We start from the raw sequence: 17,500 nt of genomic DNA, 5'->3' as shown, positions 1-17,500 counted from the left end.
TGTGTCAGGTTACATTTCATTCCGTTCTATTAAAAAAGCCGCTATTGCGGCTTTTTTAGATTTAAACTTTGATACCGCCGAGCTGTTTACAGTCTACAGGTGTCTTCCATTTTACAGCCGTTCCCCAAACGACTGGACGGACAATACGCCAAAGCGTTGGCTGGCATTGTAGTCAATGACGACGTAACACCGACTTGATTGTGCACGTTCAGCAAGACGCGGATAGAGTTCAACTACGCTGCCATAAGTGCTCTTGGCGACTTTGCTGAGCTTTTGATTTCAAAATTGAGTTGAATCGGAGGGGGCTTTGATCGAGTAAACATGAAGTGCTGGCTGAGTTGTTGCTACTTATTTTAGTCGCGATTGGCTGGATAAATTTTGTTGACTTATATAGTTTTAAAATTATAAATAGATTAAAAAAAGACCGCTTATGCGGTCTTTTTTTTGGCTTAATTTAAAGATTAAGCAGATTGCTTAACAGCATCTAAAAGTTCGTTTTGACGAGCTTTAAGTGCAGCTGGTAGGCGTTCACCAAGTTTGTCGAATAGTTCAGTGTGGCTTTCAAGCTCTTTGATCCATTGATCTTTGTCTTGAGAAGTCACAAGGTCAAACTGGGCTTTAGTGAAGTCAGAACCTGTCCAGTTCAACTGTTCATACGTTGGAACTAAACCAATTGGTGTTTCAACTGCATCAGCACGGCCTTCACAACGGTCAATGATCCATTCAAGAACACGCATGTTTTGACCGAAACCAGGCCATACGAAGTTGCCTTCAGCATCACGACGGAACCAGTTCACATTGTAGATGCCCGGAAGTTTGTTGCCCGCAGCTTTAGCTTTCGCTGCAACTTCTTCACCAAGCTCTAACCAGTGAGAGAAGTAATCCGCCATGTTGTAACCAGCAAATGGAAGCATTGCGAATGGGTCACGACGAACAATACCTTGTTGGCCTACGGCCGCAGCAGTTGTTTCAGAGCCCATAGTTGCAGCTTTGTAAACACCATCTACCCAGTCAAATGCTTCTGAAATTAGAGGCACTGTGTCCGCACGGCGACCACCAAAGATGAACGCTGAAATTGGAACACCGGCTGGATTTTCCCAGTCAGCATCAATAGAAGGACATTGACCAGCTGAAACAGTGAAGCGCGCATTTGGATGAGCCGCTTTTTCTGCGCCAGTGTGAGGTTGACCTTTCCAGTTGGTCAGGTTAGCAGGTGCTTCTTTAGTTAGACCTTCCCACCATACTTCACCATTGTCAGTTACCGCAACGTTGGTATAGATCACGTCTTTGTGAAGTGTAGCCATACAGTTCGGGTTGGTCTTGGTATTGGTACCAGGCGCTACACCGAAGAAACCTGCTTCTGGGTTGATTGCGTATAAGCGACCGTCTTCACCTGGTTTGATCCAAGCAATATCGTCACCTACAGTTTCAATTTTCCAACCTTCGTAGCCTGCTGGTGGAATCAACATTGCGAAGTTTGTTTTACCACAAGCAGAAGGGAATGCCGCTGCGATGTAGTGTTTTTCGCCTTGAGGATTAGTCACACCAAGGATCAGCATGTGTTCTGCTAACCAACCTTGTTGACGACCCATAGAAGACGCAATACGTAAAGCTAAGCATTTTTTACCTAGTAATGCGTTACCGCCGTAACCAGAACCGTAAGACCAGATTTCACGTGTTTCTGGATAATGCACGATGTATTTTTCAGGGTTGCAAGGCCATGCAACATCTTTTTCGCCATTAGCAAGCGGCGCACCAACAGTATGTACGCAAGGAATAAATTCACCGTCTGTACCAAGAACGTCATAAACAGCTTTACCCATGCGAGCCATTTTAGACATGCTAACTGCTACATATGGAGAGTCAGTTAATTCGATACCAATGTGCGCAATATGAGAACCCAATGGGCCCATAGAGAACGGTACTACATATAAAGTACGACCTGCCATTGAACCGTCAAACAAACCATTTAGGCGGGCACGCATTTCAGCAGGCTCTTCCCAGTTGTTTGTTGCACCAGCATCTTCTTGTTTTTCAGAGCAGATGTAAGTACGACCTTCAACACGAGCAACGTCAGAAGGATCAGAATTAGCAAGATAAGAACCAGGATGCGTTTCTTGGTTAAGCGCTTGCATTGTGCCGTTAGCGATCATCAAGTTGATATAACGTTGATATTCTTCTTCGCTGCCGTCACACCATTCAATTTTCGCTGGTTTTGTTAATTTTGCAATTTCTTCCACCCACGCAATAAGCTTAGGGTGACGAACGAATTCTGGTGCGTTCACTTGGGTCATGGTGAGGCCTATCTCAAATATGTACACGTTTGTACAAAGTACAATCTCAGCAATAAAATTTACTGCAGAGATGAAAAGATGAAAAAAAAGTGGCTGTATTAAAGCATAATTTGATAAAAAAAATAAGACCAAAGGCGTATCTAAATTATGAACAGCTCGATGGAGTTGCTTCATTTTAATTATTAAAAAACAATAGTTTGGTTAGATTTCTTGCTTTTATTTTGTGTATTTATTATATTTATGAGGATTATTCATTTAAGATATTAGTATTAAAATCATATGCTTGCATTTATTTTGTGATTGAGATTTATTATTGATTAAATAAATGGTAGTCATTTGAATTTTACATAACAAAACTGTTAAGTGTTGAATATTTGGACAAAAATAGAGCAATTACTTCAAGTTTAGGTGCAAAATGTCAGAGCAACTCAAACCTTTATCACTTATTTATAATAAAAAATCAGGTTTTCATGCCGCAAATAAAGATGAAGTGTATGAACAGTTGGTAGCAGATCTGAGTACTGCGGGTTTTGAAATACAGTCATTTGAGTTAAGTGAGTGCATCAACTTTGATCAGATGATGCAAGATATTTTACTACGTCATCGTCAAGCGGAGAATGTAGGGGTCGTGGTTGCTGCAGGTGGCGATGGCACTTTAAATGCTGTTGCATCTAAATTGATGGGAACGGATATTCCCATGGGGATCTTGCCGCTAGGTACCTTTAACTATGTTGCGCGAGTGCTGAATATTCCGTTGGATTTATTAGATGCAGCCAAAGCCATTAGTGAAGGGCAGCCACGTTCTGTACATGTGGCACAGTTGAATCAACATATATATCTGAACAATGCCAGTTTAGGGCTTTATCCTTTATTTATTCAAAAAAGAGAACAGTTTAATAAGCATTTTGGACGTTTTCCATTGCATGCGTATACTTCGGCATTGGATGTTCTCATCCGCGACCGAAAAGAGTTAAAACTTGAAGTGGAAGTTGATGGACAGCGCTATCCAGTGAAAACGCCATTGATTTTCTTTGGCAATAACCAACTTCAACTGGCTGAAATGAAACTACGTATTGCCAAGGCGGCGGAAGCAGGCAAAGTGGCGGGCGTGGTAGTAGCAAAAAGTGATAAGCGGACTTTGTTCAAGACCTTATGGCAGCTGATTAAAGGCAATTTGGATCAGGCTTCCGATGTCTATAGCTTTGCAGCAGATGAAGTGATTGTTCATTCAAAGCGCAATAAGCTCACGGTTGCGGTAGATGGAGAAATTGTCACGATGACACCACCGCTGAAAATTACAGTACGTAAGCATGCGCTGAATGTCATGGTTCCCGCATGATTTTACATTTGTCGGATTTACATTTTGGGACCGAACGCGAAGTCTGTTTGCAGGCCATTCGTCAGTTATGTGAGGAACACCCTTTTGAAGCAGTGGTGGTCAGTGGGGACTTGACCCAACGTGCACGGTTTATTCAGTTTTATGCTTGTCGGCAGTTTTTAGACAGTTTAAAGCTGCCGTATTTGGTGGTGCCAGGGAATCATGATATTCCGCTGTACCATGTGTGGAATCGTTTTTTCAGCCCCTTTGCACGTTATCAACTGTTTTTTGGGGGGATGGAAAACACGTTGGAAACTGAACACTTTTATGTCATTGGGGTGAATAGTATTCGTCGGCGTTACCACACGCGAGGGCATATTTCACTGAACCAAATTCAAGAGATTGACCTGAAGTTGCAGCAAGCACCTGCACACAAAATTAAACTGATCGCCGCACATCAGCCTTTTTATACTCCGCCAGACCATAGTCATGGTGTGAAAGACTGTCCAATGCTTGGTCGTATTGCGTTGGAGCAATGGAGCCAACATGGTTTAAATGGACTCTTACATGGGCATTTACACCACGCTGCCGTTTATGATTTGAACCAGATTTATCAACTTGGGGTATCTCATCCTGTGCTGGATATTCATGCGGGAACGGCAACGTCTTATCGTTTACATGCGGGCTTGCCCAATAGCTTGAATATTATTTTGCCGAATGCTGATGTACAACATTTGAGCTTTAACGCTGCAACCAATCGCTTCGAGTTGATGTAGCGAAATACGTCAGATTGAATTGAGTGTCTAAACTTTGATGAGGTTTGCTTAAAAAGAGCGCAAAAATATAAAAATATTTTGTGTTTGCCCTTGAAGCGTTTTATTCCATCCCCACAAAAGTGTCATATCAAAATTTTGTTGATGACCTAGGAATAAGAAGTCATCTTCACATCGTAAACAACGGCATTTTAAAAATGTCTATGGAGCAAGAAATGAGCAAAATTCGTCCTTTACATGACAACGTTGTGATTCGCCGCGTAGAAAAGGAAACTAAAACTGCAGGTGGTTTAATTTTGAGTACTTCTGCTGCTGAACAGCCAGCTCAAGGTGAAATCATTGCAGTAGGCAATGGCAAAATTACAGACAATGGCGTTCGTGCTTTAGACGTAAAAGTGGGCGACAATGTACTGTTTGGTGCATATGCAGGCACTAAAGTTAAAGTTGAAGGCGAAGAACTTCTTGTGATGAAAGAGTCTGATATTTTAGCGGTTCTTGAAGGTTAATTCAGAACGTTCATTTGCTGTTTAAGCAATACAATTGATTAAAATTTAAGAATATTTGGAGTTTAGTATGTCAGCTAAAGACGTAAAATTTGGTGATTCAGCTCGTTCTAAAATGATTGCAGGCGTAAACGTGCTTGCAGATGCTGTAAAAGTAACTTTAGGTCCTAAAGGCCGTAACGTTGTGATCGACCGTTCTTTCGGTGCGCCGCACATCACTAAAGATGGTGTAACGGTTGCGAAAGAAATCTCTCTAAAAGACAAATTTGAGAACATGGGCGCTCAATTGGTTCGTGAAGTTTCTTCTAAAACCAATGACATTGCTGGTGACGGTACAACAACAGCAACTGTACTAGCTCAAGCAATTTTAAATGAAGGCATCAAGTCTGTAACTGCGGGCATGAACCCAATGGACTTGAAACGTGGTATTGACCTTGCAGTTAAAGCATTGGTTGCTGAAATTAAAGCAACGGCTAAACCAGCGTCTGATACCAAAGCGATTGAACAAGTGGGTTCAATCTCTGCAAACTCTGACGAAACTGTAGGTAAACTCATTGCACAAGCAATGGAACGCGTGGGTAAAGAAGGCGTAATTACCGTTGAGGAAGGTTCAGGCTTTGAAGATGCTTTGGACGTTGTTGAAGGTATGCAATTTGACCGTGGTTATATCAGCCCATACTTTGCAAACAAACAAGATACGTTAACTGCTGAATTAGAAAACCCATTCATTTTGCTTGTTGACAAAAAAATCAGCAACATCCGTGAATTGATTACTGTACTTGAAGCTGTTGCTAAAACAGGCAAGCCACTTTTAATCATCGCTGAAGATGTTGAAGGTGAAGCGTTAGCGACACTTGTTGTGAACAACATGCGCGGAATTATCAAAGTATGTGCGGTTAAAGCACCAGGTTTTGGTGACCGTCGTAAAGCAATGCTTCAAGATATCGCAATCTTGACGGGCGCGACTGTGATTTCTGAAGAAGTCGGCATGACTTTAGAACAAGCTTCTCTTCAAGACTTAGGTACTGCGCACAAAATCACTGTATCTAAAGAAAATACTGTGATTGTTGACGGTGCTGGTGACGCAGCTCAAATTGCTGAACGTGTCACTCAAATTCGTGCGCAAATTGAAGAATCGTCTTCTGAATACGACAAAGAAAAACTTCAAGAACGTGTTGCTAAATTGGCAGGCGGTGTAGCTGTGATCAAAATTGGTGCAGCGACAGAAGTTGAAATGAAAGAGAAGAAAGACCGCGTGGACGATGCGCTTCATGCAACACGTGCTGCTGTTGAAGAAGGTGTGGTTGCTGGTGGTGGTGTTGCACTGGTACGTGCTGCAGCTGCACTTGACGGCGTAAACGGTGCGAATGACGATCAAAACGTAGGTATCAACATTTTACGTCGTGCAATTGAAGCACCACTTCGTCAAATCGTTGCGAATGCGGGTGATGAGCCTTCAGTTGTGATCAACGCGGTAAAAAATGGAGAAGGTAACTTCGGTTATAACGCTGCTACTTCTGAGTATGGCGATATGCTAGAAATGGGTATTCTTGACCCTGCGAAAGTAACGCGTTCTGCACTTGAGCATGCTGCATCTGTAGCAGGTTTAATGTTGACAACTGAATGTATGATTACTGACGTTCCAGAAGACAAGCCAGCAATGCCTGATATGGGCGGCATGGGTGGTATGGGCGGAATGATGTAAGCTGCCTATATTTTGATTAAACTACTGTAATTTAATATAATTAAAATTTTATTAAATAAACTTACTCACAGTGTTACTCACATTTGAGTTTGTTACAAAAAAGGTCACAAATTTTATTTGTGGCCTTTTTTTAATTTTATAGTCCTATGCTTAGTTTTCTTCAAGAAGTCATAGTATGGATTAAGAATTTGACTACTAGATGAGTGGATATGTTAAAAAATCAGGCACTTTTAGTCATAGAACAACATTTACGTCAATCTGGCGTAAGAATGGAATCTTCCTCATGAAGAATACAGGCAAGCACATAACTATTAAGCCAGTAATTTTTACGCCCATCTTTTATTGGTCTTTTCACACGACCGCTTTTAATTCGATCATATAGTTCTTTTTCAGAGATATTCATTCTCAAAGCAAATTCAGCTGTAGATACGCGCCTTTCTGTGTTTGTAAGATCTATGCATACACCCATATAAATCATCTCCTTTATTATCTGGTTTTAATAGATACACTCTTAAAATAAAGATTATCAAATCAATATAAAAAAAGACGAGAAAAGTTTAAAAAAACAAAAAAAAGGTTTATTTTTTAATTTATTATATCAGTAAAATAATCTTAAGTTTGTTTAGGTGGGTATTGATTAAATTAGAAATGGTTTTTTGTAAAGTGGTTTATTAAAAAATATTATTATAAAATAAGAGTGCTTAATTTATAGAAACGCACACGACTTAGCCGACCGATGGTGTCGGTCGGCTATTAACGTTTACTGCTTTTTTTCTGTTAATTTTTTAAAATTTACTCATCGTAAATTTTGAACGGATTATTTAATTTGAGTAAAATTGAGTTCTTTTTATTGTTAAATTCTCTTCCAGTTTCTGAAATATTAAATTCATTTATCTCTTCAGTGTTAAATGATTTTCTATCAAAATAATCATGTATTAAATGGAGTTTCATGATCTCAAATAATATCTCAAGTGGATCATCGTCAATATTATTTAATTTAAGTAGTGATAGTAATGTTCCGCCTATAAAAAACTTTTTATGATTCTCTCTATTTCTCTTTTTAGTGTTTTTCTGCTTTTCTAAAGCATCATCCGTGTCTAAGATGTTTTGATGGATTTTTATTTTTATATTGTCAGGTAGTTTTGACATATAATTGTCTAACATTTTTTCAGCTAAAAAATAATGTTTAAGCACTGGTGGAACAACTTCTTTGATATAGCTGTAATCTAAAATATCCCGTTCTATTTTTGTAATATGATGATCATCTTTTTCTAAGATAAGCGTAAGTGTTTCATTGTATTTGATTCTTCTATTTATATATTGATAGGTTTTCTTGAGCAAATATTTTTCTTTATCAATAAGTTCTCCTAATTTTTTTTGTTCGATTAATTGAATGACATCATAATGTGTTTTTTCGAAAGCGGGATTATTCATTGCAAAATATTCTATTGAATAAATGTGATCTTGTGTTGTTAATGCTGTACGACTCATCTTGATATTTTCTCACTAAAAAAATAAAAAATGTATATCACATGTCAATTTTAAAACTTGAGAAAAGTTTAAATATTCAAAAAAAAGTTCTGCTTTTTTTCTGCTCTCTGTTAGTCCTGTTAATTTGGCTGTTAGTTCTTCTGTTAGTGATGAGAGATAAAAATCATTTTTTGCGAATGCAAAAAAAAGATTTTTATCTCGTCTCCGTGTTCATTTCAATTCGCTTTCAGCGAATCAAAATGAACCCTACGTCTCGCCCTGCGGAGCACTTTTAGTTTCTTAAGCTATTGTATTTAAATTATATTATTTATTGTGTATTGGAAAAAGCACTTGAAATGGCTAAAAAATATACAAACGTCTGTTACACGTTAAAAATTGGGGCTGTTACATGTTTTTTTGCTTAAAGTTTGTTCGGTGTTACACGTTAAAACGGGAGGTGTTACACGTTAAAACGGGAGGTGTTACACGTTAAAACTGGGGGGTGTTACACGTTAAAAGTACGTATATTTATGATGCTGATATATTTTCTATAAAAAAATCGCATTATTTTTCATTTTCTACATCAAACGAATAAAATTTTTGAATAATTTTATATGCTCCATTTTCATTATTTGAAATTGGATTTGTATATGTATTATTTTGATTTACGTCATAATGTGAAAGAACTAAAAATTCAGCATAAAAATTTGCGTAGAGACAAATTTAGACATTCTTCAGAACTCGGTTATCACTACATTACGCGAACATTATATTTTTCAACGCATAAACAAGATATTGAAGAGCTTGAATATACAGCATCAGTCAATATGCCAATCTGGGCAGCTGATAGCCCCGAAGTATTTTGGAATGCAGCAGATCAATATGAAAGTATGAATGGTCGAACATCTACGCATATTACCGTTGCTCTGCCGAAAGAACTTGATTGTATGCAACGTATTGAATTGTCGAATCAACTTATAGATGAATTCTGCGGTCAATATCAGATGCCCTACAGCTTTGCCATTCATAATCATGTTTCAACCCTCGATGGGCGTTACGAACAACCGCATTTGCATTTATTATATTCAGAGCGAAGTATTTATGATGGTATTGAACGAACACCAGAACTGTATTTTCAAAGACACTGTCCAAAGAATCCTGAGAGAGGTGGTGCCAAGAAACTAACAGCAGATGTAATTGGACTCGGTCGTCATCAAATTAATCATTATCGAAAAATCACAGAAAATGTCATAAATAAATTTTTAAAAGAATATGCACCAGTTAAAGAAATTGAAATTTACGGTGTGAAACTACAGGTTGAAAATAAGGTCTCATGTTTATCGAATGAAGATTATAACCAAAAAAATGGGACAAATTTAAAAGATGTTCCGCAAATACCTCGACATTATTTACATAGTAAAGATCCGGATATTCAAGAAAAAATTCAAATGGTTAGAAAAATAGTTAAAGAGATTCGAGAAGCGAATTTATATGAATTGCATCAAGCAGAGTATCAGTTTGAATTGTGCAAAAGAAATCAGTATCAATATGAAAATAACGATATTGCTCGGAAGCCTAAATCCAATGATTTAGACTTCTAATTTATTTTGATTGTCTGGCTGAGTCATAAGTAAGTTCAATCTGAATAAGTTGAACTTGCTCACTTGATTAAATACCTGTCGATTTGTAATTGCTCAAGTAGATGCCATTGATATCGCTCCTGACCACAAAAGGATTGTTTGATGTAGGCAATATGTCGAATCACGTGTTTCTGCTGTTTGAGTAAATTTTGGATGCGCTGATCTGCATAATGAATATCAACGCGCTGCTGCAACAGTGCTTGATAAAAATGACGATGATCAGGGTTCATATTTTTCAAAACTTCATGTGGTGCAATAGGATAGAGTGGCTGACTCAATCCTTGTGCCGTCGTATGTTCAGAAATGACAATCTTCGACTGTACGGAACATTTCTCTTTTTTTAATGACTGCTCGTGTGTAATCGTCTGATCTTTGAGAGTGTGAAACGCCTGTTGAATTGACAGCGTTAGTGTATCAGCTTGAGTGTCTTTAACTGCATTTCTACTTCTTTCAGGCTTTGTAACAGTTGTATTTGTAGTTTGCATCAACGATTGCGGTTGAGCTTGAGTTTCAGTATTCGGCTGGATCAATTGTTTTAACTTTTTATAGTTAATTGAATAAAAGTTGGTTTGGAGCCATTTATTTTTTGAGAGCTTTTTAATCACTAAAATCTCTGCCTGTTTTAATTTAGCGACGATCCGTTTAATGGTTGAGACACTATAGATCCCGAGGGTTTGTTGCCATTGCTCATAGCTATGAAACCAATACTTTTTTCCTTTGTGGACTTGAGCATCACTTTTTTCTAAGCAGTAATGCAGCTTTTGTAAAAAAGTCGCGGCTGCGACGCCATACGCTTTTGCAAGCGTAGGCGAAGCAATTAAAGGGTAGTCCGAGGGAGCCAGCAGAATATGCTGATTATGCTTGGACATAACGTGCTCCCAAAAGACGCTCAGCACGTTCAATCAGGTTTTGACGTTGATGGGTTCGGAATGCCCAGAGCGATGGGGTATGATTATTTTGATTGAGTTTTGCGACTTCAGCGATTTGTTCATCATTCATCTGGCGCATGCATTGACGAATAATTTGGTGCGCATGTTCAAGCTCGGTCAGCATGGAGTCTGCAGTATCGAGTGCTTGATAAAGATGGGTTAAGCTTTGACGCTGGGGATTTGAAATGCTTTTGCCAAGTTCAACAATCAGTTGAGAGGCTTGTTTTTTAGATGTGCAAGTGTATGCACAATGAAATTTAGCGTTCATAGTCGTTTTCTCTGATAAGTTTTAAATACTTACCAACATCACTTTCCTACGGTGATGGTGGCAGCTCGACAGAAGTAGGAAATACCGTTCAGAGAGTACGGCCAGCACAAAGCTGTCCTGTCAAGCCGCCATAACGACTGCTAAAACAGTAGGCAAAAAAATAGCCGCTAAGCGACTTTTATTTACCGCTCTCTGATGATATCAGGTTTCCTACGCCTGAACACAGATTTTGCTGTGTCCTATAAGCTTATCTGCGTATCCATTGCACTGTCAACGCTGTATTTGATTATTTTTACAAAACGCAACATTTCATTAATTCATTGATTAAACTTTAGTTATTTTCGAAGTCTGACGGCTGGGTCTACCTATGATGAACAGGAAGGTATCGTTTGACGAAGTAGAGTTTTTCTTCAGATCCACTTAAAAAAGTGAATGTTTGGCGAAGATCTATTCAATCATTTTATTCATTTATTTTATTACAGAAGAGCAGTTCATTTTAGACCGATCCATAGCATCAAAATGAGCCCATCGATGGTTTTAATTTGAGCTTATGGTCGAAATCAACAACTTAACTGAATTTATTCAAGCCGATCATGTGAATTTTATCGTATCGCAAAATTGACTAAAGCGCTGGATAAATCTAATATGAGCTCGCTGGCCTACATTGCCAGTCGGTTTTAGCAGACCGTTGATCCAGCACAGAAAATAGCCTGTCTATTTTTTGTGGACCTTCTCGTCCCCCTTTTTTTCTATGGTAGGGCAGGAGGGGGACGTCTTTGACGTGCTGGTTCCTTGGATCCCAGTCTGCTAACCCTCTTTTGCTCTGCCACCATTATTTAGCAGTAATCGGCAGAGCTTCTTAAGATTCAAGGAGCTTCTCATGCTGTACCCATCTATTCTTTATTGTGCCTCCGCACCCGTTCAACCTTGTTGTTTCCTTCAACAGGGCATACAGCACTGATTTTAATTTTTAAGCTGTATTAAAAAACATTTTTACACGAACAATCTCTAAGGTGGATGGCTCAATCACGCCTATAAAAAATACTTATTTTTATATCCCCTTGTGATTGTCAATTGCATTGAACATGCGGGGAACAATGATGTCTGAATTCACTCAACCAAAAATCATTCCAATCGAAAATCGCCCACCAAAATCTAAAGTCTTTGTAAAGTGCATTGTCGTGCCGATCGTCATTTTTTTAATTATGGCCAAAGTCTTTTCCTTTGGCTGGTTTGGCTCTCTATTCTTTGGCATCTGGCTGTTGTGGTTTGTGATCACCTATTACTTCTATGAATATGGCAATACCTACTTTGCAGGTATGACGGAGCAACTGACCCGCCAAGGTGAACAGTTTAATTATCACAATCGTGGGGTCTGGATTAACAGTCAGCATAAAACCATCATTCTGTTTGATGAACCTGAACAGCGTTTAGTGAAATACCCATTTGACTATATTACCTCAGTCGGCCACTTCAACTTAGTTGAAGACAAAGTCTCTTATACCAGCACAGTCACCAGCAATCTGATGACGGGAACGCATATCCACCATCACGAACATCGCAGCCCAGTCAAAAGAGAATACCAAGTCAATATTGGAACACGAGATCAATTCAAACCGCATTACTGCCTCAAAGTGTTGTTTCCTTGGCGTAGCCCAAAAATGGCCAGTGAAATTCGTCAACTGCTGTCGGCTGATCATTACCAATAAAAACCAAGAATAAGAGGGCTAATAAAATGATGAAACATTCAAAAACGGGGATAGCATCGATTAGAACCAGCACCTTGATGCTGGCCATCAGTATGGCCATGGTCGGATGTGGCGGTGGTGGTTCAGGCGGAAGCACTGGTTCCAATAGTGGTGGAACGGATGGAGCAAACGATGGTGGTACTTCACCTCAGCCTGTCACGTGTTCTGAAACGCAATATCTCCAAGAAGGGATCTGTAAAAACAAGACAGCACAACGCTTTGAACCCTTACAGCTCCAGCGCTTTCTCAAAGGTCAGGCCTATCAGTTGAACCTAAAGACGGATCAAGATCTGGCCCTCAGTTTTAGCAGTGAAAGTCCGAATATTTGTGACTTCGAACAAGGCGAGTTAAAAGCCTGGTGGTGTTTTAAAAAGTATGCTGACATTAAATGAAGCCATTATTGATGTAAAAGAAGGTTAAGTCGAAGGCTTTAAAATGGTTTTCAAGCTTTTTGGAGAAATTGCAACTTCTTCTAAAACCACGCCTTATTCGATGCCTTATTTTGCAATTATTACCTTCAATTCCTACAGTAAACAACTTACCAATACTTTGCTTGCAGTTTTTAAAAGCAGTGATGAAACTGTCCCAATGATCACTTGCAATTCGGGTGTAGTGAATACCTAATTGTTTAAGCTTTGTCTTCAACCTTTGGACTGTAGCTAAATCTCTCTTACCCCAAACATAAGCAACAATCTCACCTGTTTCTCGATGGTAGGCGTAAATAAGCCATTGTTTATTATTTTTATTTCCAACAAAAGTCCAGAATTCATCTACTTCGAGAGATTCATAATGACTTTGTTTAGGCTGAATTTGATAGGCCGATTCAGTTAAAGTCCGTAAGACTTTACCGATACTAATGCGCTCAACTTCAGCGATATCTCGTATACCGCTGCCTCTGACCATTAACTGTAATATTTTACGAGTAATGCCAGAATTACATCCTAGATAGCTCAGAGCATGGTCACCAATAAACTGACGTTTGCAGTCTTTGCATTGGTAGTTTTGTTTCCCATCTACTTTGATGCCATTTTTCTTTATACTGTCACTGAGGCAGGTTGGACATTTGATTTCTAGAGTTATTTGCATTTCTCTATTTTATCAAAATTCAACCTGCTTTTTTTTAGCATACTTTTTGATACACCACCAAAAGCCTTAGATTTGGGCAAATGTACTTTAAAACTGACACAGGCGGGAACCTCACAGCTTCTGCCTGTGAATAGCACGATGGTGGTAGATGTCATTGAGGCGGATGCAGAGGAGCATAAAGATTTGAATGCTTGTCAGGCAGGGAGACCCAGTGAGGCGGAGCGTCAGCTGTTTATCAATACCCTGAATGAGATTCGTGCCTTACATAATCTGCCGAAAGTTCGCTATGACCAAGCCTATGAAGATCAGATGATGCAAGCCTCTATGTTACTGGCGGTGAATGAAAAGACCTCACACTATCCGGATCGTACTTGGCGCTGTTTTAGTGACATTGGCTATCAAGGGGCTTCAACATCGAACTTGAACTTTGTTCAAGCCTATCAGCCTTTAGCCAGCTACGGTGCAGATACCCATGTGATCAACTGGCTGATTGAAAAAAACTCGGCCAGTATTGGACATCGACGTCATATCTTGAGTCCATTCCTGACTAAAACCGCCTATGGCGAAGTCTCCAATACCGAGGCTAAAAGCGTAGCGACCATCTTAGGCGCTGCCATGAAAGTGGTCTATCCCTATGCATCGCAAACCCTAAGTACCACGATGCCAAAAGGGGTGATTGCCTATCCGTATCATGTGTATCCGAAGAAATTCTTTGCAAAAACCGAACCCTTATCCCTGTCGATTTTAGTCAATCCACAAAATGCCTATGCCAACAATACGGTGGATTTTTCACAGGTGAAGCTTACAGTGACTAGACGAGACAATCAGCAAGTTCAAACGATCAGCAACATCCAGTATGACAATATCAGCTATGGTTTAGTGGCCAATAATCTGCAATTTCATTTTAGCGCAATGGAATACAACGTGATCTATGACGTTAATGTGCAGCATGTGATGGTGGATGGAAAAGCTGAGGATTATGCCTACTGGTTTAAAGTTGATGATCAGTCTGGTGAACAACGCTTATCAGGAGAACAACGCTCAGCAGGAGAATCATCCAATGAGATTTAAGCTGAGATCATTTTTACTCGCCAGCGCTTCATTATTGGCATTGCAGACTGTGGTGGCACAGCCGGTTTCTACTTCCAATGCAGTGACTTTAGAGCAGGGCTTAAATTGTTTGGATTGGGCCAAGCAAGAACAGTCTTTTAGCAATCAATTGGCCACAGGAGATTGGACGCATACCGCAGCCTCTAATCTAACGACTCTGCAACAACAATTTAAGCAGCACTACACCCAGCAAAAATCAAGCGTTGTGGATGATCCAGACGATGAAAACTACTGTGAGGATTGTCCTGAAATAGAAGTCTATTTGCCCAAAGATAAAAGCAATCCGATCCAACGGATTGAGGCTTTGATGCAGGTCAGTGTGGCTGGGGCAAGTACTTCGATTTATCGCAATGATGATATGGCCCAAACCAAGCAGAAGCTAGAGGAAGGGTTAAAGATTCAGTTCAGTCCCTATAGCGGGCAGCAATTTAAACGCTTTAAACAGCAGTGGGATCAAGCCTCAGCACATGATAATGAGAAACGTACTAAGACCCAGCAGGTCTTTCAACAGTATCCGCATTTAAAGGTGTTTAACGGCGAGGTCTTTCAAAATGGAAAGCGTTACAGCCCTAAACAGATTTACATCTATACCCAACATTACAAACGGGATGTTTCTGATCTGAGCAGCATGATTGCTTATATCAGTCTGTATGACCATCCAATAGATCCATCACTGCACATTTTACAGTGTGGCTTTATTGACAATATGTCTTAAACCGCTTCAACTGAATAAAGAAAGAGTAACGTCATGAAAAAAATATTTTTAGCGGGTTTATGTCTCAGTCTTTCAAGCTTGGCCTGTGCGGGCGCCAAAGAAAGCCTGATCGGAAAACGTCTGGTGATGGACATCCCTGAGGTCCAATGTGCCGGCTTGTCCTTCTCCAAAAATGGTAAAGATGCGGCGATGTATGCAGAATTGGGACAGTGTCAGGATCCTATGCCGCTTAGGGTCAGATGGTTGGATGACAAGACCTTTATTTTAATCGAAAAAGTACGCCTCAATGAGACTTCGCCGCCCCGTAGCTTTTTATACAAAGTCAAAAGCATCAATCAGGATTATGTCCAGCTGACAGAAATCTGGACAGGGTGGGGAGACTCAAAAGACGATACGCTGGGTTATTATTTTAGATAAAGCATTTAAAACAATGATCAAGACAGGCCCTTGCTGAGACAGGGGCTTTAAAAGCAAGAAATGAATGGTTTGATTAGTATTAAAGGAATTCGATCATGGTGTGTAGTCCAATATTTTATCCAGCAAAATTTGAACAAGAAGGGCAGGCTTACAACATTTCATTTCGGGATATTCCAGAGGCAATGACTTGTGGTGACAATTTCGAGGATGCGCTACAGATGGCCAAAGATGCGCTGTTTACCAGTGTAGACTTCTATCTTGAAGAGGGTCGGAGTTTACCTCCACCCAGTGAATGCCAAAAGGGTGAGATCCTGATTGCTTTGGTTCAGACACTGACATAAATCTCACAAGCATCAAAAGTGAGGAGACTAATGTGGAAAGCAAAGAACAGGAAGACTTAGAAGAATACAACAACCTAGAGCAAACGATAGATGTTTTATGTGACGTTTGTAAGGAGTCCACTCAACTGAACCATGCTGTCCTGTCTGCCAATTGGGGCAATGGCTCCAAGCATGCTGGAGAATACTATGAACTGTATTTATGTGAGGCGTGTTTCTTCGCTACAGTCGCAACGTTAAAAAGAGAACATCGGGTGAAGCAGATGTTTAATCAGGATTTTAATGAAGCTGCATTGGAAAATTTCGGTCTGAGATAAGTATATCAAGATGATGAATTGTGCCTATGGATGAAAATATTAAAAGACGATTGGCCACTGAATTGAAAAATTTAGCAGCAGGCTCAGTATTTTCTGTTCAAGATTTCAGTGTTGCTCTTTCCAAGAAGCAGCTGTTAAGCTTTTTATCACCCTATTTGGATCAGGGGGAGGTCAGTCAGGTTGTGTTTAACATTTACTATAAAGTTAAATACACTCATCTGTTGAATCCGCCGAGAGTATTGCCGCCTGACCTCTCCAAAGTGTTAGCCGCGTTAACTCGATTAACTGGTGAGACGTTTCAATATGATGGTGGCTATTGTGCCAATCGTTTTGGGTTAAGTACTCAAGTTCCTCTATATTATGTCTTACATACCAATGGCCGTTCAAGGCGATTCAAACTGGCTGGGGTAGATGTGGTACTGAATCACACGGATGATCAGCGACTGCTCCAATACCCTTTACAAAAAGTAGGTATGGCGATCTCTGCTTTATACTATTTAGGATCAAATGTTGTGGATGATAAGATCATAAAAGCGATCAAAGATCAGTTATCACTTGACGAGTATGCAAAGTTACTTTCAGCGGATTTGCCGAAATGGATCAAAAGGTTGATGAGTGATTATGAAAATTGGACTGCCACCTGCATTAGGCTCTACATCTCCTGCTTCAGGATTTAATGCTAAGAATGTTTTGAATTCCTCATATTTTTCCTGAGCCCAATAAACAAGACAGTATTTAGTAAATAATGGGGCTCACATATTGTATACATTGATTTTAGTTATACTACCTTGCAGTAGTTTATTTCATACTACTTGGTGATATTTTTACATGCTAAATTTTAATTCACAGGGCTAAAGACGATGTACTAT

General features: G+C 39.6%; 19 protein-coding genes. 13 read left to right on the top strand and 6 right to left on the bottom strand.

All coding sequences use genetic code 11. The features are described 5' to 3' along the window. Nucleotides 1–461 precede the first annotated feature (461 nt). Complete coding sequence (locus tag ACSC9N_RS11620; RefSeq protein WP_010326282.1) at nucleotides 462–2,294, bottom strand: phosphoenolpyruvate carboxykinase (GTP); 1,833 nt, start codon at nucleotides 2,292–2,294, stop codon at nucleotides 462–464. Nucleotides 2,295–2,709: 415 nt separating this feature from the next. On the opposite strand from ACSC9N_RS11620, the gene ACSC9N_RS11615 reads away from it, so the two are divergent. From ACSC9N_RS11615 to groL, 4 genes are all read left to right on the top strand, one after another. Then, nucleotides 2,710–3,633: a diacylglycerol/lipid kinase family protein gene (locus ACSC9N_RS11615; protein ID WP_010326283.1), complete on the top strand. Its 924-nt coding sequence runs from the start codon at nucleotides 2,710–2,712 to the stop codon at nucleotides 3,631–3,633. Beyond that, on the top strand, nucleotides 3,630–4,388 hold the full coding sequence (locus tag ACSC9N_RS11610; RefSeq protein WP_010326284.1) for a metallophosphoesterase family protein: 759 nt from the start codon (nucleotides 3,630–3,632) through the stop codon (nucleotides 4,386–4,388). The genes ACSC9N_RS11615 and ACSC9N_RS11610 overlap by 4 nt, the downstream gene beginning before the upstream one ends. A gap of 212 nt (nucleotides 4,389–4,600) precedes the next feature. Beyond that, complete coding sequence (locus tag ACSC9N_RS11605) at nucleotides 4,601–4,891, top strand: co-chaperone GroES (RefSeq protein ID WP_010326285.1); 291 nt, start codon at nucleotides 4,601–4,603, stop codon at nucleotides 4,889–4,891. 67 nt (nucleotides 4,892–4,958) lie between these two features. Beyond that, nucleotides 4,959–6,593, top strand: a complete 1,635-nt coding sequence (gene groL / locus ACSC9N_RS11600) for a chaperonin GroEL (RefSeq protein ID WP_004694331.1) — start codon at nucleotides 4,959–4,961, stop codon at nucleotides 6,591–6,593. A 253-nt stretch (nucleotides 6,594–6,846) separates the two neighbouring features. Here groL and ACSC9N_RS11595 read toward each other — a convergent pair whose 3' ends face one another. Further along, the gene (locus tag ACSC9N_RS11595; RefSeq protein WP_094148767.1) at nucleotides 6,847–7,062 is read right to left on the bottom strand and encodes a hypothetical protein; all 216 of its coding nucleotides are present in this window, start codon (nucleotides 7,060–7,062) and stop codon (nucleotides 6,847–6,849) included. 323 nt (nucleotides 7,063–7,385) lie between these two features. Beyond that, complete coding sequence (locus ACSC9N_RS11590) at nucleotides 7,386–8,084, bottom strand: hypothetical protein (protein ID WP_131230054.1); 699 nt, start codon at nucleotides 8,082–8,084, stop codon at nucleotides 7,386–7,388. A gap of 629 nt (nucleotides 8,085–8,713) precedes the next feature. Here ACSC9N_RS11590 and ACSC9N_RS11585 point away from each other — a divergent pair. After that, on the top strand, nucleotides 8,714–9,664 hold the full coding sequence (locus tag ACSC9N_RS11585) for a MobA/MobL family protein (RefSeq protein ID WP_151836865.1): 951 nt from the start codon (nucleotides 8,714–8,716) through the stop codon (nucleotides 9,662–9,664). Between the two features lie 59 nt (nucleotides 9,665–9,723). Here ACSC9N_RS11585 and ACSC9N_RS11580 read toward each other — a convergent pair whose 3' ends face one another. Further along, nucleotides 9,724–10,572, bottom strand: coding sequence for a hypothetical protein (locus ACSC9N_RS11580; protein ID WP_094148770.1), 849 nt, complete (start codon nucleotides 10,570–10,572; stop codon nucleotides 9,724–9,726). Next, a complete protein-coding gene (locus ACSC9N_RS11575; RefSeq protein ID WP_094148771.1) occupies nucleotides 10,559–10,900 on the bottom strand; it encodes a hypothetical protein in 342 nt (113 codons plus the stop codon). Before ACSC9N_RS11575 ends, ACSC9N_RS11580 begins: the two co-directional genes overlap by 14 nt. A gap of 1,100 nt (nucleotides 10,901–12,000) precedes the next feature. Here ACSC9N_RS11575 and ACSC9N_RS11570 point away from each other — a divergent pair. Next, on the top strand, nucleotides 12,001–12,609 hold the full coding sequence (locus ACSC9N_RS11570) for a hypothetical protein (protein WP_094149083.1): 609 nt from the start codon (nucleotides 12,001–12,003) through the stop codon (nucleotides 12,607–12,609). Nucleotides 12,610–12,635: 26 nt separating this feature from the next. Beyond that, a complete protein-coding gene (locus tag ACSC9N_RS11565) occupies nucleotides 12,636–13,040 on the top strand; it encodes a hypothetical protein (protein ID WP_439036039.1) in 405 nt (134 codons plus the stop codon). Here the strand turns inward: ACSC9N_RS11565 and ACSC9N_RS11560 are convergent. Further along, nucleotides 13,033–13,734 carry an IS1 family transposase gene (locus ACSC9N_RS11560; RefSeq protein ID WP_005005861.1) on the bottom strand — a complete coding sequence of 234 codons (702 nt, stop codon included), beginning with the start codon at nucleotides 13,732–13,734 and terminating at the stop codon, nucleotides 13,033–13,035. The genes ACSC9N_RS11565 and ACSC9N_RS11560 overlap by 8 nt on opposite strands. Before the next feature lie 72 nt (nucleotides 13,735–13,806). On the opposite strand from ACSC9N_RS11560, the gene ACSC9N_RS11555 reads away from it, so the two are divergent. The 6 genes from ACSC9N_RS11555 (at nucleotide 13,807) to ACSC9N_RS11530 (ending at nucleotide 17,308) form a co-directional block, all read left to right on the top strand. Continuing rightward, entirely contained in the window at nucleotides 13,807–14,805 is a 999-nt protein-coding gene (locus ACSC9N_RS11555; protein WP_439036038.1) for a CAP domain-containing protein, read from the top strand. After that, the gene (locus tag ACSC9N_RS11550) at nucleotides 14,795–15,559 is read left to right on the top strand and encodes a hypothetical protein (protein WP_094149073.1); all 765 of its coding nucleotides are present in this window, start codon (nucleotides 14,795–14,797) and stop codon (nucleotides 15,557–15,559) included. The genes ACSC9N_RS11555 and ACSC9N_RS11550 overlap by 11 nt, the downstream gene beginning before the upstream one ends. A gap of 33 nt (nucleotides 15,560–15,592) precedes the next feature. Continuing rightward, nucleotides 15,593–15,976: a hypothetical protein gene (locus ACSC9N_RS11545; protein ID WP_094149075.1), complete on the top strand. Its 384-nt coding sequence runs from the start codon at nucleotides 15,593–15,595 to the stop codon at nucleotides 15,974–15,976. Nucleotides 15,977–16,071: 95 nt separating this feature from the next. Then, nucleotides 16,072–16,317, top strand: a complete 246-nt coding sequence (locus tag ACSC9N_RS11540; RefSeq protein ID WP_094149077.1) for a type II toxin-antitoxin system HicB family antitoxin — start codon at nucleotides 16,072–16,074, stop codon at nucleotides 16,315–16,317. Between the two features lie 32 nt (nucleotides 16,318–16,349). Then, nucleotides 16,350–16,631: a hypothetical protein gene (locus ACSC9N_RS11535; RefSeq protein ID WP_094149079.1), complete on the top strand. Its 282-nt coding sequence runs from the start codon at nucleotides 16,350–16,352 to the stop codon at nucleotides 16,629–16,631. Between the two features lie 26 nt (nucleotides 16,632–16,657). After that, nucleotides 16,658–17,308 carry a DUF6088 family protein gene (locus ACSC9N_RS11530; RefSeq protein ID WP_228260981.1) on the top strand — a complete coding sequence of 217 codons (651 nt, stop codon included), beginning with the start codon at nucleotides 16,658–16,660 and terminating at the stop codon, nucleotides 17,306–17,308. Nucleotides 17,309–17,500: the final 192 nt, after the last annotated feature.

The organism is Acinetobacter sp. PC34 (assembly GCF_051789135.1).
Taxonomy (GTDB): domain Bacteria; phylum Pseudomonadota; class Gammaproteobacteria; order Pseudomonadales; family Moraxellaceae; genus Acinetobacter; species Acinetobacter johnsonii.
The sequence above is the reverse complement of the archived record's forward strand: the minus strand, read 5'-3'. Positions and strand labels throughout refer to the sequence as shown.